Source organism: Paenirhodobacter huangdaonensis, from assembly GCF_004022465.1.
In the GTDB taxonomy this organism is placed as follows: domain Bacteria; phylum Pseudomonadota; class Alphaproteobacteria; order Rhodobacterales; family Rhodobacteraceae; genus Rhodobacter; species Rhodobacter huangdaonensis.
The window spans coordinates 513,792-536,246 of the sequence record NZ_SAVA01000001.1 but is presented as its reverse complement, the minus strand read 5'-3'; the positions used below and the strand labels follow the sequence as shown (position 1 = coordinate 536,246).

Below are 22,455 nucleotides of genomic sequence, written 5' to 3'. Positions count from 1 at the left end.
CCCGCCATGAACGATCTGATCCGCCCGAAGCCCGGCATTCTCGACATCGCCCTCTACGAAGGCGGCGCCGCGCATGTCGCGGGGCTCAGCGATGCGGTCAAGCTGAGCTCGAACGAGAACCCGTTCGGCCCCTCCGACAAGGCGAAGGAGGCATTCTCGCGCGCGGTGCACAAGCTCAACCGCTATCCCTCGACCGACCATGCCGGGCTGCGCCAGGCGATCGGCGAGGTGCACGGGCTCGACCCGGCGCAGATCATCTGCGGCGTCGGCTCGGACGAGCTGATCCGGATGATCGTCAATGCCTATGCCGGGCCGAAGGACGAGGTGCTGTTCACCGAACACGGCTTCCTGATGTATCGGATCGCGGCGCTTGGCGCGGGGGCGACCCCGGTCGCGGTGGCCGAGCGCGAGCGCACCACCGATGTCGACGCGCTGCTGAAGGCCTGCACCAAGAAGACGAAGCTTGTCTTCCTGGCGAACCCGAACAACCCGACCGGCACGATGATCGGTCTGGCCGAGCTCGAGCGTCTGGCCATGGGCCTGCCGAAACAGGCGATCCTGGTCATCGACGGCGCCTATGCGGAATATGTCGAGGGCTATGACGGCGGGGCGGACCTCGCCACGCGGCTGCCCAATGTGTTCATGACCCGCACCTTCTCGAAGATCTACGGGCTCGGCGGGCTGCGCATCGGCTGGGGCTATGGCCCGCGCCACATCATCGACGTGCTGAACCGCATCCGCGACCCGTTCAACCTGTCGACCGCACAGCTTGAAACCGCCGAGGCGGCGATCCGCGATCAGGACTGGATCACCCGCTGCCGCGACGACAACACCCGGCTGCGCGGCTGGCTGGCCGAGGCGCTGGCCGAGAGGGGGGTGCCGTCGGACACCTCGACCGCGAACTTCATCCTCGCCCGCTTCGCCTCGGAAGAGGAGGCGGTGGCCTGCGACGAGTTCCTGAAGAAGGACGGGCTGATCGTGCGCCGTGTCGCGGGCTATGGTCTGCCGAACTGCCTGCGCATCACCGTGGGCGACGAGCCCTCGTGCCGGCGCGTGGCGCATATGATCGGCCAGTTCAAGGCGGGTGCGGCGGCATGACCACCTACAGGCGTGTCGCGCTGATCGGCCTTGGCCTGATCGCCTCCTCGATGGCGCATGCGATGCGTGCGAAGGGGCTTGCAGGCGAGATCGTGGGCCATGCCCGCTCGGCCGAGACGCGGGCGACGGCGCGCGAGATCGGCCTTGTCGACCGGGTCTGCGACAGTGCGGCCGAGGCGGTGCAGGGCGCCGACCTTGTCGTGCTGGCGGTGCCGGTGGGCGCCATGGGCGCGATCGCGGCCGAGATCGCGCCGCATCTGGCCGAGGGCGCGACCGTCACCGATGTCGGCTCGGTCAAGCAGGCGGTGATCGAGGCGGTGGCGCCGCATCTGCCGGGCCATGTGCATTTCATCCCGGGCCATCCGCTTGCCGGCACCGAGCATTCGGGGCCGCGCTCGGGCTTTGCCACGCTCTTCGTCAACCGCTGGTGGCTGCTCACGCCGTTCGAGACGACGGAGCCCGCGGCGCTTGCCCGGCTGCGCGGCTTCCTGACCGAGCTTGGCGCCAATGTCGACGAGATGGACGTGCACCGCCACGATCTGGTGCTTGCCGTCGTGTCGCATACGCCGCACCTCATCGCCTACACCATGGTGGGGGTGGCCGATCACCTGCGCCGCGTGACGCATGAAGAGGTGATCAAGTATTCCGCCTCGGGCTTTCGCGATTTCACCCGCATCGCCGCCTCGGACCCGACGATGTGGCGCGACGTGTTCCTGACCAACCGCGAGGCGACGCTCGACATCCTCGGCCGGTTCACCGAGGAGCTGTTCATGCTGCAGCGCGCGATCCGGATGGGCGACGGCGACATGCTGTTTGACTATTTCACCCGCACCCGCGAGATCCGCCGCAGCATCATCGAGGCCGGGCAGGACACCGACGCCCCCGATTTCGGCCGTGGTGCGCCGGTGCCGGAGAAGAAGGCGTGATGCGGCGGGCGGCGGGACTGGTCGCGCTGCTCGCGAGCCTGACGGCGGGCTTGGCCCATGCCGAGGCGCCGGGCGCCTCGCCCCGTCCGGTGGCGCGCCCGGCCGATGCCGCGCCCACGCCCGACGCCCCGCTTCTGCTGGCCGCTGCCGTGCCGGTGCGGCCGCGGGCCCGTCCGCCGGCGCTGGTGCCCGAGGCCGGACCGGCCGCCGGGGCCAGCCTTGCCGCCGGCGCACTTGCCCCCGAACCCGAGACCGCCTCGCTGGCGCTTGCCGCGCTGCGGCCGTTGCCGAAACCCGCGGCGCCGCGGGCGGCAGTTCCCGCCCCGCGCGAACAACTGATCCAGGTCTCGGGCGCCGGTCCGGCCAAGCGTCTTGCCGCGCCCGGCCGCAGCGGCGCGCTGTGCGGCGTGCCGGGCCTCACCGGCCATCCGATCGCGCCGATTGCCTCGCGCGTGCAGGGCTGCGGCCTGCCCGATGGGGTCGAGGTCACGGCGATCTCGGGGATACCGCTGTCGCTGCCGATCCAGGTCGATTGCAACACTGCGGTGGCGTTCAAGCGCTGGCTCGACCGGGGCATCCTGCCGGCCGTGGGCAACCGTGGCGGCGGGCTTGCCCGGATCGAGGTGGCGGGCTCCTACATGTGCCGGCCGCGCAACAACCAGCGCGGGGCGAAAGTGTCGGAGCATGGCCGCGGCCATGCCGTCGACCTGTCGGGTCTGCGCCTGCGCAACGGCCAGACGATCACCGTTCTGGCCGGCTGGAAGAGTGACGCGCGGCTGCTGAAAGCGGTGCATAGCTCGGCCTGCGGTCCCTTCGGCACCGTGCTCGGCCCGAAGTCGGACCGCTTCCATCAGGATCACATCCACGTCGACACCGCGGCGAACCGCGGCGGACCCTACTGCCGCTGAACCAGCACCGGCGCGCGGCCAAGCGGCACCGGGCCGAGGCTCATCCGCCCCTGCGCGAAGGCGAGCGGCACCTCGACGGCGCCATCCTTCGACTGCTGCGCGAGATAGGCGCCAAGCGTGGCCAGCACCGGCACCCGCTTCGCCTCGACCAGCCCCGCCGCAACGGCGACCTGCAGCCAGGCGGCCCAGTCCTTCGTCGAGAGCGTGATCGTGCCCTCGGGCCGGCCGCCGGCGTCGATGGTGATCGCGCCGCGGGCGTCCAGCGCCCGCCCGCCCCAGGCGAGATGCGCGCGGGTCAGATCGAGCGCGGTCAGCGCGGGCATCCGTTCGGCCATCAGCGCGGCCGGGGTATCAAGGCTGGCCGTCGCATCGACCGTCACCGTCTCGATCACGTCGGGCAGGCCCGCACCGGGGGCGAGGCTGTCGGTCAGCCCCTCGGGCAGCGCCAGCGCCCGGGCCCCTGCGACGATCTGCCAGCGCCCGTCCTCGGCGCGCGTGGCGGTGGCGGTCACGTCCTGCGCCGCCAGCGCGGGCGCGGTGGCGTCCCCGGCGCTCAGCCGCGGCGTGTCGAGGGTCAGCGTCGCGCGGCGCAGCGGCAGCGCGGCACCGATCCCGAGGCCGAGCGTCGCAACGCTGTCGGTGGCGGCAAGGGTGAAGCGCTGCCCGGCAAGCGTCAGCTTTTGCGGCGTGCTCGCGGCGATGCGCCAGTCGAGCGGCGCCCAGAGCGGCGCGGCGGCCTCGGCCGAGGGCGCCTGCCAGCGCCCGCCCGCTTCGGGGAAATCGAGCGCGGGCGCCGTGACCTCGGCGCCGATGCGCAGCGGAAAGCCCGCCGCCGTGACCGAGGCCGCGCCGCCGCGCCCCTCGGCCGCAAGGCGGGCAAAACCCTCGGCCGCCTGCCGGGCGAGCAGCGTGCCGCCACCCCAGCTTGCTGCCGCACCAAGGGCCGCAAGGGCCGTGATCGCTCCGAGCCAGCGCATCGCCGCCCCCTTCCCAAAGACCTGCCTCCCATGTAACCACGCCCCCGCAGGAGGGCCAGCGCTATGACCGAAACGTTATGGATCTTCGGCTACGGCTCGCTGATCTGGGACCCGGGCTTTGCGCCCGCCGAGGTGCGGCGCGCGCGTCTTGACGGCTGGGCGCGCAGCTTCTGTATGCGCTCGATCCATTTTCGCGGCACCCACGCGGCGCCGGGCCTCGTCCTTGCCCTCGACGCGGCCGAGGGGGCGAGCTGCACCGGCCTTGCGCTGCGCGTGCCCGCGGCGGGGGCCGAGGAGATCCTCGCCGCGATCCGGGCGCGCGAGCTGATCTCGGACGCCTATCTCGAGCGGCGGCTGACGGTGACCTGCGAGCAGGGCGAGCAGGTGTCGGTGCTGGCCTATGTGATCGACCGCGCCGGGCCGCAATATTGCGCACTTGGCGCCGAGGAGCAGGCGCAGATCATCGCCCGGGCTGCGGGCGCGCGCGGCCCGAACCGCGACTATCTATGGAACACTGCTCAACATTTGCGCGCGCTTGGCATTCCCGACCCGGAACTCGAGGCGCTTGCCGCACGGGTGCGCGACCTCGCCGGTTAAGTCTTGGCACTGTCGCGCCCGCCGCCTATCCTCGCGCCAAGAACAAGCGAGAGGCAGACCATGCGCGCCCCCGTCCGGCGGCCCGAGCCGCATTTTTCCCAGCCCGTCCGGCAGGTCACGCTGATGCTGATGGCGCTCGCGCTCGTCGGTGCGGGCGGCTGGTTTGCCTATGCCCGGATCTTTCCGGTCTTCCTCGCCAACCCCTGGCTGAACGGGCTGATCGGCACGGTCTTCGTGCTGGGCATCCTGACCTGCTTCTGGCAGGTGGCGCAGCTGGTCGCGGCGGTGAGCTGGATCGAGAGCTTCGCCGCCGACCGTCCGGGCCGGCCGCAGTTGCAGGCGCCGCAGATGCTCGCCCCGCTGGCCGCACTGCTGGGCAGCCGGGGCGCCACCCGTTCGATCGCCACCTCGGCCGGCCGCTCGATCCTCGAATCCGTCGCAACCCGGATCGAGGAGGCGCGCGACATCACGCGCTATCTGACCAACCTGCTGATCTTCCTCGGTCTTCTGGGCACCTTCTACGGGCTGGCGACGACCGTGCCGGCGGTGGTCGACACCATCCGCGCGCTCGCGCCGCAGCCCGGCGAAACCGCGACCGCGGTCTTCGACCGGCTGATGTCGGGGCTGGAATCGCAGCTTGGCGGCATGGGCACGGCGTTCTCCTCCTCGCTGCTGGGGCTTGCCGGATCGCTGGTCGTCGGCCTGCTCGAGCTGTTCGTGACGCATGGCCAGAACCGCTTCTACCGCGAGCTCGAGGAATGGATCTCGTCGATCACCCGGCTCAGCTTTGCCGCGGCCGAGGGCGATGGCGAGGCCTCGGCGGTGGTCGAGATCCTCGATCACATGGCCGAGCAGATGGATGCGCTGCAGACGCTTTTCGTGCGATCGGAACATGCCCGCGGGCAGACCGAGACCCAGCTTGCGGCGCTGACCGACGCCTTCGCGGGGCTGGCGCAGAACCTTGGTTCGGATCTGTCGACCCGCGCCGAGCAAAGCGCCTCGCTCGCCAAGATGGCGGGCGGGCAGGACCGGCTGGTGACCGCGCTCGAGGCGCTGACGCAGCGCGCCGCGGCCGCGCAGGACAGCGAGGTCGATGCCGAGATGCGGATGCGGCTGCGCTCGATCGACCTGCAGATGCTGCGCCTGCTCGAGGAGCTGTCGGCCGGCCGGCAGGAAAGCATGGCCGAGCTGCGCAACGATTTCGCCGCGCTGACCCGCGCGATCCTGACCCGCCCGCGCGGGCAGGAGGGCTGAGATGGCACTTCCCCGGCGCGGCGGCGCGCGGTTCTCGACCAATGTCTGGCCGGGCTTCGTCGATGCCATGGGCGCGCTGCTGATGGTGCTGATCTTCGTGCTGTCGATCTTCATGATCGTGCAGTCGATGTTGCGCGACACGATCACCAGCAAGGAAAACGAGCTGACCGCGCTGACCCAGCAGGTCGACGGGCTGTCGCAGGCGCTGTCGCTGGAACGGGCGCGGGCGAAGGATCTGGCCGGGCAGCTCGATGCGGCGGGGCAGAAGATCACCGATTTCGAGGCCCAGGTGGCCAGCCTGATCGCGGCGCGCGATGCGGCGAAGGCCGATGCCGAGGCCAGTGCCGCGGCGCTCAAGCTCGACAAGGCGACGATCGAGGAGCTGCGGGCGAAGCTGAAATCCTCGGGTGACGAGGTTGCGGCGATGACCCTCGCGCTCGAGGCCGAGCGGCAGAAGGCGGCCGAGACGCTGACCCTGCTCGCCGCGGCGCAGGCCTCCGAGGCGGAGCTGAAGCAGCAGATGGCGACGCAGATGACCGAGGCCGAGAAGGCGGCGGCGCTGCGCGCGGTGGCCGAGAAGGCGCTGGCCGATCAGACGCAGCTCAGCGACCGCAATGCCGAGAAGGTGGCGTTGCTGAACGCGCAGATCGCGGCGTTGCGCAATCAGCTTGGCGAGCTGCAATCGGTGCTCGATGCGGCGCAGGCGCGCGATGCGGCCTCGAAAGTGCAGGTCGAGACGCTGGGCGCGCAGCTCAATGCGGCGCTGGCGCAGACCGCGGCCGAGCAGAAGCGCCGCGCCGAGCTGGAGGCCGAGGCGCGCAAGAAGGCCGAGGCCGAGGCGCAGGATCTGGCGAAGTATCGCTCGGAATTCTTCGGGCGGATGTCGCAGCTGTTGCAGGGCCGCGAGGGCGTGCGCATCGTCGGCGACCGTTTCGTCTTTTCCTCGGAAGTGCTGTTCCAGCTCGGCTCGGCGGATCTGTCGCCCGAGGGCAAGGCGCAGATCGCCCGGGTGGCCGAGACCTTCCGCGAGCTGGCCTCGGATATTCCGCCGACGATCTCCTGGATCCTCGAGGTCGACGGCTTCACAGACGACACGCCGCTGTCGGGGCAGGGGGCGTTTCGCGACAACTGGGAGCTGAGCCAGGCGCGGGCGCTGTCGGTGGTGCGCTATCTGATCGACGAGCTGGGCTTTCCGCCGCGGCGGCTGGCGGCGACGGGCTTTGGCCAGTATCAGCCGGTGGTCGGTGGCACCAGCGAGAGCGCACGGGCGCAGAACCGGCGCATCGAGCTGAAGCTGACCGAGCGCTGAGGCGGCGGTCTGCGATGGTGGCCGGGCAGGGGGGCGCTGCCCCCCGGGGCCTGCAGCCCCTCCCCCCGGGATATTTGCGGCAATTGGAAGCGGCGGCGGCTTTCACGAAAACACGAGGGCGCGCGCGGGGGCTTGACGGGCGCCCTGCGGCGCGGCATCTGGCGCTGTCCCCTGCAACGGTCGATCATGCGTCAGCCCCTGTCGTAACCCCTGTTCCTGACCCCTTTCCCGTGTGTCCAGGAGCCTTGCGATGACCCCCCTCCAGTTTTCTTCCGGCGACCTGATCGCCGATCGCCGCGCCGACTATGCCGAGGGTCTGCTGGCCGCGGGCGAGGTGGCGGCGGCGGCCGATCTTTACCGCCAGGCGCTCGAGGTCGCACCGGGCTGGGGCGCGGGTTGGTATCGGCTGGGCGAGATCCGCGCCGAGCAGGATCTGCCCGGCGCCGCCGAGGCCTTTGCCGAGGCGCTGCGGCTCGACCCTGCCGATGTGATGGGGGCGGCGCTGCGGCTTGACCTGCTGCGCCCGCGGCCGGCGGCCGAGACCATGCCCTCGGCCTTTGTCGAGACGCTCTTCGACCAGTATGCGAGCCATTTCGATGCGGCGCTGGTCGGCTCGCTCGACTATTGCGCGCCGCAGCTGATCCGGGCCGGGCTGAGCGGCGGGCATGGCCGGGTGCTGGACCTTGGCTGTGGCACCGGGCTGATGGGGGCCGAGCTGCGCCCGCTTGCGGGCTGGCTCGAGGGCTGGGACATCTCGGCGGAGATGCTGCGCGAGGCCGAGGCGAAGGGGCTCTATGACCGGCTGGAGAAGGCGGATCTCTCGGCGCTGCCGGTGCCGGCCGAACGCTGGGATCTGGTGACCGCGGCCGATGTCTTTGCCTATCTCGGGGCGCTCGAGCAGATCGTCGGCTGGGTGGCGCTGGCGCTGGTGCCGGGAGGCAGTTTCGCCTTCACCACCGAGGCGCATGACGGGCCCGAACCGCTGATCCTGCGCGAGAGCCGGCGCTATGCCCATTCCGAGCCCTATCTGCGCGCACTTCTGGCCGAGGCGGGCTTTGGCGAGGTGACGGTGCGGCGTGCCCCCTTGCGCCGCGACCGCGGCGCGGAAATCGAGGGCTTCGTGGTTCTGTCGCGGCGCAATCCGGATATGATGGCCGCGGTCGGAGAGGCGGTCGTCACCGCCTGAGAGGAGGCGGGATGAACGCGCTGGCGTATGAGCATTACACCTATGCCGCGGTGGCGGTGATCGGCACCCTGGCGGCGGTCTGGGCGGTCGATCACCTGCTGGGGCGCCCGGCGGTCGCGGCGCGCACGGCGCCCTGGCGCGGCGTGGTGGCGCCCTTCATCAACGTCAATGCGATGCTGTTCGGTCTGACGCTTGCCTTCATCGCGAATGACACCTGGTCGGCGCGCGACCGGGCGATGGACGCGGTCTTTCGCGAGGCGGACAGCCTGCGCAGCCTCTTGGTGCTGGCCTCGGCGCTGCCCGAGCCTGCGCGGGACGCGATGGCGGGGGCGGTGCGCGACTATGGCACCGCGGCGGCGGGCGAGTTCGCGCAGCTGCGGGCGCGGGCGGTGGCGCCGGCGGCGGCCACCGCGGCCGATGCGCTGTTGCGCCGCGTCGCGGACGCCGGGAGCGGCGGCGCGGCGGGCGAGGTGGTGCAGGCCGAGATGCTGCGCCAGGTGATGCGCCTGCGCGATGACCGCGATCTGCGGGTGTCGCTGTCGCGCACCCATCTGAACCCGCTGAAATGGCTGGGCATGGCGGCGCTTGGCTTCCTCACCATCCTGTCGATCGCGGCGGTGCATCTGGGTGCGCCGAAGGCCGGGATGCTGGCGACCGTGCTGTTCGCGCTGGCCGCCGCGCCCTCGGCCGCGATCGTGCTGGTGCAGGGCAATCCGTTTCAGGAGCCCGCCGCGATCAGCGCCGTGCCGATCCTTGCGGCGATCGAGCCGGGCGCGCCCTGAGCGCGGCTACTTGTCGTAGGTGGGCAGGCGCGCGAAATCGAGCGTGGCGAGCACCGGCAGCATCGTCGCGCTGTCCATCCCCTGCGCCTGCACCAGCACCCGCCCGCCGGCCAGCGCCGAGAGCGAGCCGTCCTGCTCGAGCATGTCCTGCGATCCGGCCTTCACGATCTTGCCCATCATCGCCATCATCTGCGGATTGCCGAGCATCCCGGCCATCGAGGCGACCATCGGACTGTCGGCGGTGAGGGTCAGGGTGAAGCTGTCGCCCGCGGCGTTGGCATAGCGCCCCTCGACGAAATTGCCGGCCATGCCGATCATCGCCATGCCCTGTCCGCCCTCGGTGCTGATCTCGCGGGTCCAGCCCGCGGGCGCCTCGGGCAGCATCGCGGCGAGCCTGGCGCTTTGCAGCGCCTGCACCTCCTTCGCGGCCACGGTGATCTGCGTCGCAGTGGTCGACAGATCGCCCGCCGTATGGGCCGCAAGCGCCGCCTCGAGCGCATCGCCCACCGCATCGGCATGAAGCGGCGCGGCGTGCAGGCCGGCAACGAGGAGGGTGGTGGCAAACGTCTGTTTCATCGTCGTCTTTCCCTGGGTTCAGTCGGTGGGGCGCGCCGCCGACCGGCCGGAAACCCGGTGCCGGTCGTTCGGATCTGCCGTCCCGAGGCTGAAATGGCGCATGCGAAAATCCGGTGGGCTGCAGGGCACACCGGGGCATTGCACATGGAAAAGAACGTTAGGTCAACTGCGGCGAGGGGCGCGGTGAGCCGCGCCCCGGCCGGCTCAGCCCTGTGCGTCGCCGGCGGCGACGCAATCGGCATAGTAATGCACCGTGCCGTCGGCCTCGGTCTCCTGCACGAGGCCGTGGATGTCGGTCTCGAAGCCCGGGCATTCGCGCGCGAATTCGCGGTTGAACTTGAGGTATTCGACGATGCGCGGGTTGAACACCTCGCCCGGGATCAGCAGCGGGATGCCCGGCGGATAGGGGGTGACGAGCGAGGTGGTGATGCGGCCCTCGAGATCGTCGATCGCCACCCGCTCGGTGGTGCGCCGCGCGATATGGGCGAAGGCGTCCGAGGGTTTCATCGCCGGGGTCAGGTCGCTCAGATAGATCTCGGTGGTCAGCCGCGCGACGTCATACTTGGCGTAAAGCGCGTGCACATGGGCGCAGAGATCGCGCAGGCCCATGTGCTCATAGCGCGGCTGCTTGGCGCAGAACTCGGGCATGATGCGCCACATCGGGTGGTTCTTCTCGTAATCGTCCTTGAACTGCTGCAGCGCGGTCAGCAGCGTGTTCCAGCGGCCCTTGGTGATGCCGATGGTGAACATGATGAAGAAGGAATAGAGCCCGGTCTTTTCCACCACCACGCCATGCTCGGCGAGGTATTTCGTCACGATCGAGGCGGGAATGCCCCAGTCCTGGAACCGGCCGTCGAGGTTCAGCCCGGGGGTGATGATCGTCGCCTTGATCGGGTCGAGCATGTTGAACCCGGGCGCCATGTCGCCAAAGCCGTGCCAGCTGTCCTCGCCGTCCGAGGGGTGGACGCCATCGGCATCGGTGCGGCGCAGCACCCAGTCCTTGGTGCGGCCGATGCCCTCCTCGGCCAGCTCCTCGGGGCCCCAGACCTTGAACCACCAGTCGTCGTCGCCGTATTCGTCGTCGACCTTGCGCATCGCGCGGCGAAAATCGAGCGCCTCCATGATGCTCTCTTCCACCAGCGCCTCGCCGCCCGGCGGCTCCATCATCGCCGCGGCGACGTCGCAGCTCGCGATGATCGAGTATTGCGGGCTGGTCGAGGTGTGCATCAGGTAGGATTCGTTGAAGAGATGGCGGTCGAGCTTGGTCTCTTCGCTGTCCTGCACGAGCACGTGGCTTGCCTGGCTGATGCCGGCGAGGAGCTTGTGGATCGACTGCGTGGCGTAGACGACCGAGGCACGGGTGCGCGGCCGCTTGCGGCCCATCGAGTGATACTGGCCATAGAACGGGTGGAAGGCCGCGTGCGGCAGCCAGGCCTCGTCGAAATGCAGGTTCTCGACCCAGCCGTCGAGCAGGGTCTTGATGACTTCGGTGTTGTAGAGCACGCCGTCATAGGTCGATTGCGTCAGCGTCATGATCCGCGGCTTCACCGTGTCGGCGTCATAGTCCCTGAGCAGCGGATTCGCCCGGATCTTGGCGCGGATCGTCTCGGGGTCGAATTCCGAGCGCTGGATCGGGCCGATGATGCCCCAGTGGTTGCGCGTGGGTTTCAGGAACACCGGGATCGCGCCGGTCATGATGATCGAATGCAGGATCGACTTGTGGCAGTTGCGGTCGACCACCACCACATCGCCCGGCGCCACGGTGTGGTGCCAGACCATCTTGTTCGAGGTCGAGGTGCCATTGGTGACAAAGAAGCAGTGATCGGCGTTGAAGATCCGCGCGGCGTTGCGCTCGGAGGCGCCGATCGCGCCGTTGTGGTCCAGAAGCTGGCCCAGTTCCTCGACCGCGTTGCAGACATCGGCGCGCAGCATGTTCTCGCCGTAGAACTGGTGATACATCTGCCCGATCGGCGATTTCAGGAAGGCGACACCGCCCGAATGCCCCGGGCAGTGCCACGAGTAGGAACCATCCTCGGCATAGTCGAGCAGGGCGCGGAAGAACGGCGGCTGGATCGCCTCGAGATAGCTTTTCGCCTCGCGGATGATGTGCTTGGCGACGAACTCGGGCGTGTCCTCGAACATGTGGATGAAGCCGTGCAGCTCGCGCAGGATGTCATTCGGCAGGTGCCGCGCGGTCTTCGTCTCGCCGTAGATATAGATCGGCACCTCGGCGTTCTTCCAGCGCACCTCCTCGATGAAGTTGCGCAGGTTCATCACCGCCGGGTCGAGATCGGGGCCGGGGGTGAATTCCTCATCGTCGATCGACAGCAGGAAGGCCGAGGCGCGCGACTGCTGCTGGGCGAATTTCGACAGATCGCCATAGCTCGTCACGCCGAGGACCTCGAAGCCCTCATCCTCGATCGCCTGGGCCAGGGCCCGGATGCCGAGGCCCGAGGAGTTCTCGGAGCGGAAATCCTCGTCGATGATGACGATCGGGAAGCGGAACTTCATGCGGCTCTCCTTCGGGGAGCGGGGCCCGGACGTGGAACGGGCCGAAGATTGCCAGGATGCGCGGGCGGGGGCAGGTCCGGGCGCGGCCCTCTTGTTCCCTGCGTCGGCCCCCCCGTCAAGGGCCCAGTGCGCGCCCGCGCCGTGGCGTGGCGGCACCGGTCTGACAAGCGCGTGACCACGCCCGCCGCGGCGCCCGGCCGCGCGGCGGGATCGCGGCCGAAGCTCCGCGTCATTGTGAACGCTGCGGCGATAGTCATTCCCGGACTTCGCCATTTTGTGGATGGAGGGCGCGCACTACCTTCTGGGCAGACCGGAACAGCTTTCGGGGGGACGAAGCGGGGATCGCGGGCGGCGGGATGGGCGCCGCGCGCGCCGCTTCGGGCGCCCGCACCCAGATCAGGAGGTTTTCGATGAGCACCGTTCATACCCTCGACACCCTGCGCGACAGCCTGCCGCCGACCGAGCGGATGCCGCTCGTCTTTCTCGGCCATGGCAGCCCGATGAACGCGATCGAGGACAATGCCTACAGCCGCGCCTGGTCCGAGCTTGGCCGCAAGCTGCCGCATCCGAAGGCGATCCTCGTCGTCTCGGCGCATTGGATGACGCGCGGCACGACGCTTGTCGATGTCTCGGCGATGCCGCGCACGATCCATGATTTCTACGGCTTCCCGCAGGCGCTGTTCGACGCGGAATATCCCGCCCACGGCGCCCCGGATCTGGCGCGCGAGGTGGCGACGCTGCTGGCCAGCCACCACGCCGAGACCGATGACACCTGGGGCCTCGACCACGGCGCCTGGACGGTGCTGAAATACCTCTATCCCGGCGCGGATGTGCCGGTCTTCCAGGTCTCGGTCGACATGTCGCGCGGGCTCGGACATCAGCTCGAGATCGGCCGCACCCTGTCGCAGCTGCGCGACCGCGGCGTGCTGATCCTCGGCTCGGGCAACGTCGTGCACAACCTGCGCGCCATGCGCTTCAACGGCCGCCCCGCCGATTTCGCGATCGAGTTCGATGCGCTCTTTGCCGAGCGGCTGGCCGAGCGCGACTTTGCCGCGCTCGCCGACCGGCCAAAGCTCGGCAGCCTGCTGCAGATGGCGCATCCGACGGTTGACCATTACCTGCCGGCGCTGACCATCGCCGGCGCCTCGGATGCGCGCGACGCGCTGAGTTTCATGACCAGCTCGATCGACCTTGGCACGGTCTCGATGCGGTCTTTCGTGTTTCACGCCTGAGGAGGGTGCCATGCTGGTCGACGGAAAATGGGTGACGGCCTGGCAGCCGGTGCAGAAGGCCGACGAGAAGGGCCGCTTCGTGCGCCAGGTCTCGAGCTTTCGGAACTGGATCACGCCCGATGGCAGCGCCGGCCCGACCGGGGAGGGCGGCTTTGCCGCCGAGCCCGGGCGCTACCGCCTTTACGTCGCGCTGATCTGCCCCTGGGCCTCGCGCACGCTGATCGCACGCAAGCTCAAGGGGCTCGAGGCGCTGATCCCGGTGACGGTGGTGAACCCGACGCTCTCGGACGAGGGCTGGGCCTTCGGCGGCTATCCGGGCGCCGAGGAGGACCCGCTGTTCGGGGCGCAGCACCTGCACGAGATCTACACCCGCGCCGATCCGCATGTGACCGGCCGGGCGACGGTGCCGGTGCTGTGGGACATGAAGCGCGGCGTGATGGTGAACAACGAAAGCGCCGATATCCTGCGCATGTTCGACACCGCCTTCGAGGGGCTGGCGCCCTCGGATCTGCGGCTTTACCCGGCCGATCTGGCCGAGGAGATCGACGCGCTGAATGCCCGGATCTATGACCGGCTGAACAACGGCGTCTACAAGGCCGGCTTTGCCAGCACCCAGGCGGCCTATGACGAGGCGGTCGCGGGCGTCTTCGGGATGCTCGACGAACTCGAGGCGCGGCTTGATGGCGACTATCTCTTCGGCGACCGGCTGACCGAGACCGACATCCGCACCTTCGTCACGCTGATCCGGTTCGACGCGGCCTATCATGGCCTGTTCAAGACCAACCTCCGCCAGATCGCCGATTATCCGCGGCTCTCGGCCTATCTGGAGCGGATGCTGCGCCTGCCCGGGGTGATCGACACCGTGAACATGGACCACATCACCCGCGGCTATTACTCGATCAAGGCGCTCAACCCGACCGGCATCCGTCCCATCGACCCGGCCCATGTCGCGCGGCTGCTGGCCGCGGCGCGCTGAGGGCGGTGGGGGCGTCACATCGGCGTGTAAAGCGGAAGGCGCAGGCGCCGGCGGGGCCGGGCCGGATTGCGTTGCCCCGGCCCGTTGGCTAGGGTCGGGCCATTCGTCGGAAAGGACCTGCCCGTGCCCGCCACCCCCCGTCTGCTGCGCCCCCTCCTGCTTGCCGCTTTGCTGGGCACGGTCGCCGTGCCGCCGGCCGGCGCGGATGTCGCGGGGCCCTATCTGGCGGCGCGCGCGGCCACTGTCGCGAATGACTATGCCGCGGGGGTCAGCTATTACGACCGGCTGCTGGCCTCGATGCCCGAGGACCGCGACGTGCAGGACGGCGCGCTTCTGACCCATGTCGCGATGGCCGATTTCGACCGCGCCGGGGCGCTTGCCGCGGTGATGGTGACACAGAAGGACCCGTCGCAGATCGCGACGCTGGTGATGCTGGCGCAGGATGCGAAGACCGGCGACTTCGCCAAGGGGATCGCGCTGCTCGACGGCGGCGCCGATGCCGGGGCGCTGGTGGGCGGGCTCTACCGGGCCTGGGCGCTGGTCGGCGAGGGGCAGATGGGCGACGCCGCCAAGGCCTTCGATGCGCTGGCGCAGACATCCGGGCTCGAGGGCTTCGCCTTCTATCACAAGGCGCTGGCGCTCGCTCTGGTGGGCGATTACGAAGGCGCCGAAAAGATCTTCACCGGCAAGTATGCGCAGGTGCTGAACGGCACCCGGCGCGGCATTCTTGCGCATGTGCAAGTGCTCTCGCAGCTCGAGCGCGGCCCCGAGGCGATCAGGCTCCTCGATAGCAGTTTCGGGCCGAACCTCGACCCGGAGCTGACGGCGATCCGCGCCCGGCTGGACAACAAGGAGACGCTGCCCTTCACCGCGATCCGCTCGGCCGCCGATGGCGAGGCCGAGGTGTTCTATTCGGTGGCGCAGGCGATCAACTCGGATGCCTCCACCGCCTTCGCGCTGCTGCACGCGCGGCTGGCAAGCTGGCTGCGCCCGGCCGATGGCGATGCGCTGCTGCTTTGCGCCGCGATCCTCGAGGCGCAGAAGCAATATGACCTCGCGATCACGACCTATGAGCAGGTGCCGGCGGACAGCCCGATCGCCCATGCCGCCAAGCTCGGTCAGGCCGAGGTGCTGGTGCAGGCGGGGCGTGTCGATGATGCGATCGGCGTGCTGCAGGCGCTGGCCAAGGCGCATCCCGAGCTGCCCTCGGTCTGGGCGACGCTCGGCGACGATCTGCGCCGGCAGGAGCGCTACAAGGAAGCCGCCGAGGCCTATGACAAGGCGATCGCGCTTCTGGGCGAGCCCGAGCCGCGCGACTGGTTCGTCTGGTATGCCCGCGCCATCGCGCAGGAGCGCTCGGGCCAGTGGGACAAGGCCGAGCCGGGCTTCCGCGAGGCGCTGAAGCTCAGCCCCGAACAGCCCTCGGTGCTGAACTATCTCGGCTATTCCTATGTCGAGAAGAAGCTCAACCTCGACGAGGCGCTCGACATGATCCGGCGCGCGGTCGCGGCCGAGCCCGATCAGGGCTATATCGTCGACAGTCTCGGCTGGGCGCTCTACCGGCTCGGCCGCTATGACGAGGCGGTGGTGCAGATGGAGAAGGCGGTCGAGCTCGACCCGACCGAGCCGCTGCTGAATGACCACCTCGGCGATGTCTACTGGGCCGTCGGGCGCAAGCGCGAGGCGGAATTCCAGTGGCGCCGGGCGCTGAACCTCGGCCCGGGCGAGGATCTCGACTCGGACCGGGTGCGCAAGAAGCTCGACATCGGGCTTGATGCGGTGCTGAAGGCCGAGGGCGCGCCGCCGCTCCACCCGGCGACGGCCAATGCCGGCGATTGAGGTCTTTGCCCCGGCAAAGGTGAACCTTGCGCTGCATGTCACCGGCCGGCGCGCGGACGGCTATCACCTGCTCGACAGTCTCGTGGCCTTTGCGCCGGTGGGCGATTGGCTGCGGCTCGACCCCGCACCCGCGATGGCGTTGCGGGTGAGCGGGCCCGAGGGCGCGGGCGTGCCCGAGGGGCCTGAAAACCTCGTCCTGCGCGCGGCGGCGCTGCTGCCGGCGGGGCAGGGGGCGGCGATCACGCTTGAAAAGCACCTGCCGCCCGCCTCGGGGATCGGTGGCGGCTCGTCCGATGCCGCGGCGGCGCTGCGCGGCCTTGCGGCCTTGCGCGGGGTTGCGGTGCCGGCTGCGGGGCTCGAGCGGCTGGGCGCCGATGTGCCGATGTGCCTGGTGCCCGCGCCCGCCCGCACGCAAGGGATCGGCGAGGAGCTGAGCCCGGTTTCGCTGCCGGTGCTGCCCGCGCTGCTGGTCAACCCGCGCCTCGAGGTGCCGACGCCTGCGGTCTTTCGCGCGCTGGCCTGCCGCGAGAACCCGCCGCTGCCCGACCTGCCGGCCTTTGCCGATGCCCCCGCCTGCATCGACTGGCTGGCCCAGATGCGCAACGATCTGCAGGCGCCCGCGATCGCGACGGCGCCGGTGATTGCCGAGGTGCTGGAGGTGCTGGCGGCGCTGCCGGGCTGCCGGCTGGCGCGGATGTCGGGATCGGGGGCGACCTGCTTTGCGCTGTTCGCGAGCGAGGCCGAGGCCCGCGCGGCGCAGGCGCAGCTGCGGGCGATGCGGCCCGGCTGGTGGAGCGCCTGCGGCCCGCTCGGCGATCAGACGGCCGCCGCCGCGCCCCGCCGCCTCTAGGCGCGGGACGCGGGGCTGTTCATTTCATGCGCGCGACGACGTACTCGGCCAGGTCCGACAGCATGTCGCGCAGCGGATGCGCGGGCAGCGCGTTCAGCGAGGCACGCGCCCGGTTGCCCCAGGCCAGCGCCTCGTCGCGCGTCGCCTCGAGCGTGCCGTGCAGGCGCATCAGCCGCAGCGCCTCTTCAAGGTCGCCCTCGCGCTGGTCGCCCTTCTCGATCACCCGCACCCAGAAGGCGCGTTCCTCGGCCGAGGCCGCCGCCACCGCCTTGATCACCGGCAGCGTCAGCTTGCGCTCGCGGAAATCGTCGCCGGTGTTCTTGCCGATCTGCGCCGAGGCGCCGCCGTAATCGAGCAGGTCGTCGGCCATCTGGAAGGCGATGCCGAGCGCGTCGCCATAATCGTGCAGCGCCCGCACCGCGTTCTCGTGCGCACCGGCCAGCACGCCGCCGACCTCGGTCGCGGCCGAGAACAGCGCCGCGGTCTTGCCGCGGATCACCTTCAGGTAGGTCGCGGGCGTGGTCGCCAGATCCTGCGCCGCGGTCAGCTGCAGCACCTCGCCCTCGGCGATCACCGCCGAGGCATTGGCGAGGATGTTCAGCACCCGCATGTTGTTCGCCTCGGTCATCAGCTGGAAGCTGCGCGCGAAGAGATAGTCGCCGACCAGCACCGAGGACTTGTTGTCCCACAGCAGGTTCGCCGTCGGCCGGCCGCGGCGCTGCGTGCTTTCGTCGACGACGTCGTCATGCAGCAGCGTGGCGGTGTGGATGAATTCGACCGTCGCGGCGAGGTGGACGTGATAGGGCCCCTCATAGCCGCAGACCTTCGCCGCGGCGAGGGTCAGCATCGGCCGCAGCCGCTTGCCGCCCGCCTCGATCAGGTGGGCCGTCACCTCGGGGATGCGCGGCGCGTGTTCCGAGCTCATCCGGTCGCGGATCAGCGCGTTCACCGCGTCCATCTCGGCGGCCAGCGCCTGTGCCAGGCGGTCGTGCGGCTTCGTGGCCTTGTCGTCCAGGCTCATTCTTCTTCCTTCCCGCTTCCCGTCGTCTCGACAGGGCGTCACACTGCCCCTAAGTGAGGGAACATGAAAGAGCTTCTGCGCACTACGGACCCGGTGAAACTTGCACTTGCGACCGCCCTTCTCGAGGGCGAGGGTATAACGGCCTTTCAGATGGACGTCCATATGAGCGTGCTCGAGGGCAGCCTCGGCATTTTGCCGCGCCGGCTGATGGTGGCAGAGCGCGACGCTTTCCTGGCGCGGGCGGTTCTGGCCGATAACCGGATCGGGTCCGACTGATGTTCGCGCCCGAGGAGCTGACGCAGGACCGCTTCCTCGACGGGCGGCTGCTGGTGGCGCAGCCGCGCCGGGGCTATCGCGCGGCGATGGACCCGGTGCTGCTCGCCGCGGCCTGTCCGGCCCTGCCCGGGCAGGCGGTGCTCGAGCTTGGCTGCGGCGCCGGGGTGGCGAGCCTGTGTCTCGGCTGGCGGGTGCCCGATCTGCAGCTTGCGGGGCTGGAACTGCAGCCCGCCTATGCGGCGCTTGCGCGCGCCAATGCCGCGACGAATGGCATCGCGCTTGAGGTGGTCGAGGGGGATCTTGCCGCAATGCCGGCTTGCCTGCGCGCGCGCAGCTTCGATCACGTCATCGCCAACCCGCCCTATTTCGCGCCGAAGGGCGGCACCGCCGCTGCCGACCCGGGGCGCGAGACGGCGCAGCGCGAGGCAACCCCCTTGGCCGACTGGGTGGTTTCGGGCTATCGTCGTCTGGTGCCGGGCGGCTGGCTCACGATGATCCAGAACGCCGACCGCCTGCCCGAGCTGCTGAGCGCGATGGCGGGGCAGGGCGGCTCGATCCGGGTGCTGCCGATCGCGGCGCGATCGGGACGGGCGGCCGGGCGGGTGATCGTCCAAGCGCGCAAGGGCGGGCGGGGGCCCTTCACCCTGCTCGCGCCGCTGGTGCTGCATGCGGCGCCCGCGCACGCGGGCGATGCCGAGGATTTGACGAAAATTGCGCAAGATGTGCTGCGTTGCGGCGAAGTCTTGCGCATGCAGCCCTGATCCTTTCGCAAGATTTCGCGAGCGAGTCTGACATTCTGTCGCGCCGATGCGACAGGCGCGTGACACGACTCAAAAAACGTGCTGCACTCTGAGGACGGAAACAAGAGAGGAGACTGCAATGTCGCTTGGTTCGCACATCACCGAACTTCGCAAGAAACATCAGGCCCTGTCGGTCGAGGTCGAAAAGGCGACCCGGACCCCGAGCTTCGACGATCTGCATATTGCCGAACTGAAGAAGCAGAAACTCCGCATCAAGGAACAGATCAGCCGCCTCGAAGGCGTGACCGCCTGACGCGCTCCCGGCCCGGATGGCGGCCGGGCGATGTTCAGCGCGATCGGCCGGCCATGGCGGCGAGGAAGGCCCCGGCGGCGATCATGGCGGCTGCCAGCACCAGCACCGGGCTGGCGGCCGCAACGCCCGCGACGATCAGCGCGAGCGTCGACAGCAAGGGAGCCGCGTAGGACGCCGTGCCGAGCATCTGGATGTCGCCGCGCTTGACGCCGATGTCCCAGGTGTAGAAGGCCAGCCCCACCGGCCCGATCCCCAGGGCCAGAACCGAGATCCAGCCGCGTGCTCCGACTGGCCAGAGCGTGTCCTCGAGCGCGAAATGCGCAACCGCCGACAGTGCGGCGGTGGCAAGGCAATAGACCGCCACTGCTGCGGTCGGCACCTGGCCGAGGCGGCGCGAGATCAGCGAATAGCCGGACCAGGTCAGCGCGCAGAGCAGCGCAAGCCCATAGCCCGGCAGCGCCTCGCTGCGTGCCGAGATGCCGCCGCGGGTGACGATCAGCGCGGCGCCGCCAAAGGCGATCAGCGCACCGACAACATGCAGTCCGCGCAGCTTCTCGCCCGGCAGCAGGCCGGAGAACAGCACGATCAGCAGCGGCCAGAGATAGGCGATCAGGCTTGCCTCGGCCGGCGGCGCGAGCCGCAGTGCCGAGAAATAGAGCAGATGATAGCCGAACAGCGCCACCGTGCCGAAGGCATAGACCTTCCACGAGATCCGTTTGAGCACGCCGAAGCCCTCGGTCGCGGCAATCCAGACGAGGCCGATGACGCCGCCGATTGCGAAGCAGATCGCGTTCAGCTGCAGGGGCGGCACCGGCGCCGATCCGACGGCGAGAAGCGCCAGCAGCGCCCAGAGGGCAACGGCGGAAAAACCGATCAAAGTGGCCTGCTTGCGCGACATCCGTCCCCCGAAATGCAAAGAGGCCCGCACCATGCGGGCCTCTTGCCGTTTTGCCAAGGGCAAATCAGGTCAGGTATTGGCCGCCGTTCGCGGTCAGCGTCGAGCCGGTAATGAAACCGGCCTCGTCCGAGGCGAGGAAGACGACGCAGCGCGCGATGTCCTCGGGCTCGCCCAGCCGGCCGACCGGGATCGTCGAAATGATCGATTCGCGCACCTTTTCCGGCACCGCCATCACCATCTCAGTGGCGATGTAGCCCGGGCAGATCACGTTGACGGTGATGCCCGAACGAGCGCCTTCCTGTGCCAACGCCTTGGTGAAGCCGATGTCGCCCGCCTTCGCCGCCGAGTAGTTGGCCTGGCCGAACTGCCCCTTCTGCCCGTTGATCGACGAGATCGAGATCACCCGGCCGAACTTGCGCTCGCGCATGCCGGGCCAGAGCGGGTGGGTCATGTTGAACAGACCCGACAGGTTGGTGTCCATCACCTCTTTCCACTGCTCGCGCGTCATCTTGTGGAAGGGGGCGTCGCGGGTGATGCCCGCGTTGTTCACCAGCACGTCGACCGGGCCGAGATCGGCCTCGACCCTGGCGATGCCCTCGACGCAGGCATCATATTCGGCGACCGACCATTTGTAGGTCTTGATGCCGGTCTCGGCGCTGAACTTCGCCGCGGCCTCGTCATTGCCGGCATAGTTCGCCGCGACGGTGTAGCCGACGTTCTTCAGGGCGACCGAAATCGCGGCACCAATGCCGCGCGATCCCCCGGTAACAAGTGCAACTCTGGACATGACTCCTCCTCTGGATCAAATGCCTTTGAAACGCTGTTACTCAAGAAGAAGATTGCGCGCAACATTGTTGCGCGCAGAATTCTCAAAAACTGTCTCGCTGGTGCGTCACAGCCCCTCGATGCACATTGCGACGCCCATGCCGCCGCCGATGCACAGCGTGGCAAGACCCTTCTTCGCGCCCGAGCGCTTCATCTCGAACAGCAGGGTGTTCAGGATGCGGCAGCCCGAAGCGCCGATCGGGTGGCCGATGGCGATGGCGCCGCCGTTCACGTTCACCTTCGACAGATCCCAGCCCATGTCCTTGTTCACCGCACAGGCCTGGGCGGCGAAGGCCTCGTTCGCCTCGATCAGGTCGAGGTCCGCCGCGGTCCAGCCGGCCTTGGCCAGCGCCTTGCGCGACGAGGGGATCGGGCCGCAGCCCATGATCGCCGGGTCGACGCCGGCGGTCGCCCAGGAGGCGATGCGCGCGAGCGGGGTCAGGCCGCGCTTCTCGGCTTCGGCTTCCGACATCAGCAGCACGGCAGCGGCGCCGTCGTTGAGGCCCGAGGCATTGCCGGCGGTGACGGTGCCGTCCTTGATGAAGGCGGGCTTCAGCTTCTGCATCGATTCGAGCGTGGCGCCGTGGCGGATGTATTCATCGGCATCGACGATGATCTCGCCCTTGCGGGTCTTCACCGTGAAGGGGATGATCTCGTCCTTGAACTTGCCGGCGGTCTGCGCCGCCTCGGCCTTGTTCTGCGAGGCGAGGGCGAATTCGTCCTGCATCTCGCGGGTGATCTGCCACTGCGCGGCGACGTTCTCGGCGGTCTGGCCCATGTGATAGCCGTTGAAGGCGTCCCACAGGCCGTCCTTGATCATCGTGTCGATGAATTTCATGTCGCCCATCTTCTGGCCAGCGCGCAGATGCGCGGCGTGGGGGCTGAGCGACATGCTTTCCTGGCCGCCGGCGATGACGATCTCTGCGTCGCCGCACAGGATGTGCTGGGCCGCCAGCGCAACCGACCGCAGCCCCGAGCCGCAGACCTGGTTGATGCCCCAGGCCGCCGATTCGATCGGCAGGCCGGCATTGATGTGGGCCTGGCGGGCCGGGTTCTGGCCCTGGCCGGCGGTCAGCACCTGGCCGAGGATGGTTTCCGACACTTCGCCCTTCTCGATGCCGGCGCGGGCGACGACGGCCTCGAGCACGGTGGCGCCCAGATCATGGGCCGGAACGTTGGCGAAAGAGCCGTTGAAGCTGCCGACGGCGGTGCGCGCCGCCGAGACGATCACGACATTGGTCATGGATTCTCTCCTCACAGGATCCGGGGGCATGAATGGCTGCCCCTTTCCGGTCTGCAGCATGCCCCATGCGGGGGGCAGGTCAAGGAGATTTCCAACGTTGGCGCAAACAGTTGCGCAA

The 22,455-nt window shown here is 69.3% G+C and carries 22 protein-coding genes; 15 read left to right on the top strand and 7 right to left on the bottom strand.

The window, feature by feature from the left end:
• Positions 1 to 6: 6 nt before the first annotated feature.
• From hisC to EOW66_RS20590, 3 genes are read left to right on the top strand one after another with little or no spacing between them, the layout of a single operon-like run.
• Positions 7 to 1,098 (top strand): histidinol-phosphate transaminase, encoded by a 1,092-nt coding sequence (gene hisC, locus EOW66_RS02590; RefSeq protein WP_128154578.1) that lies wholly within the window; start codon positions 7 to 9, stop codon positions 1,096 to 1,098.
• Positions 1,095 to 2,024 (top strand): prephenate/arogenate dehydrogenase family protein, encoded by a 930-nt coding sequence (locus EOW66_RS02585; RefSeq protein WP_128154576.1) that lies wholly within the window; start codon positions 1,095 to 1,097, stop codon positions 2,022 to 2,024. The genes hisC and EOW66_RS02585 overlap by 4 nt, the downstream gene beginning before the upstream one ends.
• Positions 2,024 to 2,932, top strand: coding sequence for an extensin-like domain-containing protein (locus tag EOW66_RS20590; RefSeq protein ID WP_239017474.1), 909 nt, complete (start codon positions 2,024 to 2,026; stop codon positions 2,930 to 2,932). Before EOW66_RS02585 ends, EOW66_RS20590 begins: the two co-directional genes overlap by 1 nt.
• On the opposite strand, the gene EOW66_RS02575 is transcribed toward EOW66_RS20590, so the two are convergent.
• A complete protein-coding gene (locus EOW66_RS02575) occupies positions 2,920 to 3,909 on the bottom strand; it encodes a DUF2125 domain-containing protein (protein ID WP_128154574.1) in 990 nt (329 codons plus the stop codon). The genes EOW66_RS20590 and EOW66_RS02575 overlap by 13 nt on opposite strands.
• Before the next feature lie 63 nt (positions 3,910 to 3,972).
• Between EOW66_RS02575 and EOW66_RS02570 the strand changes: the two genes are divergently transcribed.
• The 5 genes from EOW66_RS02570 to EOW66_RS02550 all read left to right on the top strand — a co-directional run bounded on the left by EOW66_RS02570 (position 3,973) and on the right by EOW66_RS02550 (position 9,037).
• The gene (locus EOW66_RS02570) at positions 3,973 to 4,506 is read left to right on the top strand and encodes a gamma-glutamylcyclotransferase (RefSeq protein ID WP_128154572.1); all 534 of its coding nucleotides are present in this window, start codon (positions 3,973 to 3,975) and stop codon (positions 4,504 to 4,506) included.
• A 60-nt stretch (positions 4,507 to 4,566) separates the two neighbouring features.
• Positions 4,567 to 5,760, top strand: a complete 1,194-nt coding sequence (locus EOW66_RS02565) for a biopolymer transporter ExbB (RefSeq protein WP_128154571.1) — start codon at positions 4,567 to 4,569, stop codon at positions 5,758 to 5,760.
• 1 nt (position 5,761) lies between these two features.
• Complete coding sequence (locus tag EOW66_RS02560) at positions 5,762 to 7,069, top strand: peptidoglycan -binding protein (protein ID WP_128154569.1); 1,308 nt, start codon at positions 5,762 to 5,764, stop codon at positions 7,067 to 7,069.
• Positions 7,070 to 7,319: 250 nt separating this feature from the next.
• Positions 7,320 to 8,255, top strand: coding sequence for a class I SAM-dependent DNA methyltransferase (locus tag EOW66_RS02555; protein ID WP_128154567.1), 936 nt, complete (start codon positions 7,320 to 7,322; stop codon positions 8,253 to 8,255).
• A gap of 11 nt (positions 8,256 to 8,266) precedes the next feature.
• A complete protein-coding gene (locus EOW66_RS02550) occupies positions 8,267 to 9,037 on the top strand; it encodes a bestrophin-like domain (RefSeq protein ID WP_128154565.1) in 771 nt (256 codons plus the stop codon).
• A 6-nt stretch (positions 9,038 to 9,043) separates the two neighbouring features.
• Here the strand turns inward: EOW66_RS02550 and EOW66_RS02545 are convergent, their stop codons facing one another.
• Together EOW66_RS02545 and EOW66_RS02540 are read right to left on the bottom strand one after the other, a co-directional pair.
• On the bottom strand, positions 9,044 to 9,613 hold the full coding sequence (locus EOW66_RS02545; RefSeq protein ID WP_128154564.1) for a hypothetical protein: 570 nt from the start codon (positions 9,611 to 9,613) through the stop codon (positions 9,044 to 9,046).
• 204 nt (positions 9,614 to 9,817) lie between these two features.
• Positions 9,818 to 12,124, bottom strand: coding sequence for an arginine/lysine/ornithine decarboxylase (locus tag EOW66_RS02540; protein ID WP_128154562.1), 2,307 nt, complete (start codon positions 12,122 to 12,124; stop codon positions 9,818 to 9,820).
• 410 nt (positions 12,125 to 12,534) lie between these two features.
• On the opposite strand from EOW66_RS02540, the gene ygiD reads away from it, so the two are divergent.
• The 4 genes from ygiD (at position 12,535) to EOW66_RS02520 (ending at position 17,021) form a co-directional block, all read left to right on the top strand.
• Positions 12,535 to 13,356 carry a 4,5-DOPA-extradiol-dioxygenase gene (gene ygiD, locus EOW66_RS02535; RefSeq protein WP_128154560.1) on the top strand — a complete coding sequence of 274 codons (822 nt, stop codon included), beginning with the start codon at positions 12,535 to 12,537 and terminating at the stop codon, positions 13,354 to 13,356.
• Positions 13,357 to 13,366: 10 nt separating this feature from the next.
• Complete coding sequence (locus EOW66_RS02530) at positions 13,367 to 14,332, top strand: glutathione S-transferase family protein (RefSeq protein WP_128154558.1); 966 nt, start codon at positions 13,367 to 13,369, stop codon at positions 14,330 to 14,332.
• A gap of 123 nt (positions 14,333 to 14,455) precedes the next feature.
• Positions 14,456 to 16,171, top strand: a complete 1,716-nt coding sequence (locus EOW66_RS02525; protein WP_239017473.1) for a tetratricopeptide repeat protein — start codon at positions 14,456 to 14,458, stop codon at positions 16,169 to 16,171.
• A complete protein-coding gene (locus tag EOW66_RS02520) occupies positions 16,158 to 17,021 on the top strand; it encodes a 4-(cytidine 5'-diphospho)-2-C-methyl-D-erythritol kinase (RefSeq protein ID WP_128154556.1) in 864 nt (287 codons plus the stop codon). Before EOW66_RS02525 ends, EOW66_RS02520 begins: the two co-directional genes overlap by 14 nt.
• 19 nt (positions 17,022 to 17,040) lie before the next feature.
• On the opposite strand, the gene EOW66_RS02515 is transcribed toward EOW66_RS02520, so the two are convergent.
• Entirely contained in the window at positions 17,041 to 18,042 is a 1,002-nt protein-coding gene (locus tag EOW66_RS02515; RefSeq protein ID WP_128154555.1) for a polyprenyl synthetase family protein, read from the bottom strand.
• A gap of 63 nt (positions 18,043 to 18,105) precedes the next feature.
• On the opposite strand from EOW66_RS02515, the gene EOW66_RS02510 reads away from it, so the two are divergent.
• The 3 genes from EOW66_RS02510 to EOW66_RS02500 all read left to right on the top strand — a co-directional run bounded on the left by EOW66_RS02510 (position 18,106) and on the right by EOW66_RS02500 (position 19,371).
• A complete protein-coding gene (locus EOW66_RS02510; RefSeq protein ID WP_128147962.1) occupies positions 18,106 to 18,318 on the top strand; it encodes a putative signal transducing protein in 213 nt (70 codons plus the stop codon).
• Entirely contained in the window at positions 18,318 to 19,079 is a 762-nt protein-coding gene (locus EOW66_RS02505; protein WP_128154553.1) for a tRNA1(Val) (adenine(37)-N6)-methyltransferase, read from the top strand. Before EOW66_RS02510 ends, EOW66_RS02505 begins: the two co-directional genes overlap by 1 nt.
• 118 nt (positions 19,080 to 19,197) lie before the next feature.
• The gene (locus EOW66_RS02500) at positions 19,198 to 19,371 is read left to right on the top strand and encodes a YdcH family protein (RefSeq protein ID WP_121530224.1); all 174 of its coding nucleotides are present in this window, start codon (positions 19,198 to 19,200) and stop codon (positions 19,369 to 19,371) included.
• A 34-nt stretch (positions 19,372 to 19,405) separates the two neighbouring features.
• On the opposite strand, the gene yddG is transcribed toward EOW66_RS02500, so the two are convergent.
• From yddG to EOW66_RS02485, 3 genes are all read right to left on the bottom strand, one after another.
• On the bottom strand, positions 19,406 to 20,269 hold the full coding sequence (gene yddG, locus EOW66_RS02495) for an aromatic amino acid exporter YddG (RefSeq protein ID WP_128154551.1): 864 nt from the start codon (positions 20,267 to 20,269) through the stop codon (positions 19,406 to 19,408).
• 64 nt (positions 20,270 to 20,333) lie between these two features.
• Positions 20,334 to 21,056, bottom strand: coding sequence for a beta-ketoacyl-ACP reductase (phbB, locus tag EOW66_RS02490; RefSeq protein ID WP_128154549.1), 723 nt, complete (start codon positions 21,054 to 21,056; stop codon positions 20,334 to 20,336).
• Positions 21,057 to 21,161: 105 nt separating this feature from the next.
• Positions 21,162 to 22,337, bottom strand: a complete 1,176-nt coding sequence (locus EOW66_RS02485) for an acetyl-CoA C-acetyltransferase (RefSeq protein WP_128154547.1) — start codon at positions 22,335 to 22,337, stop codon at positions 21,162 to 21,164.
• Between the last annotated feature and the right edge of the window lie 118 nt (positions 22,338 to 22,455).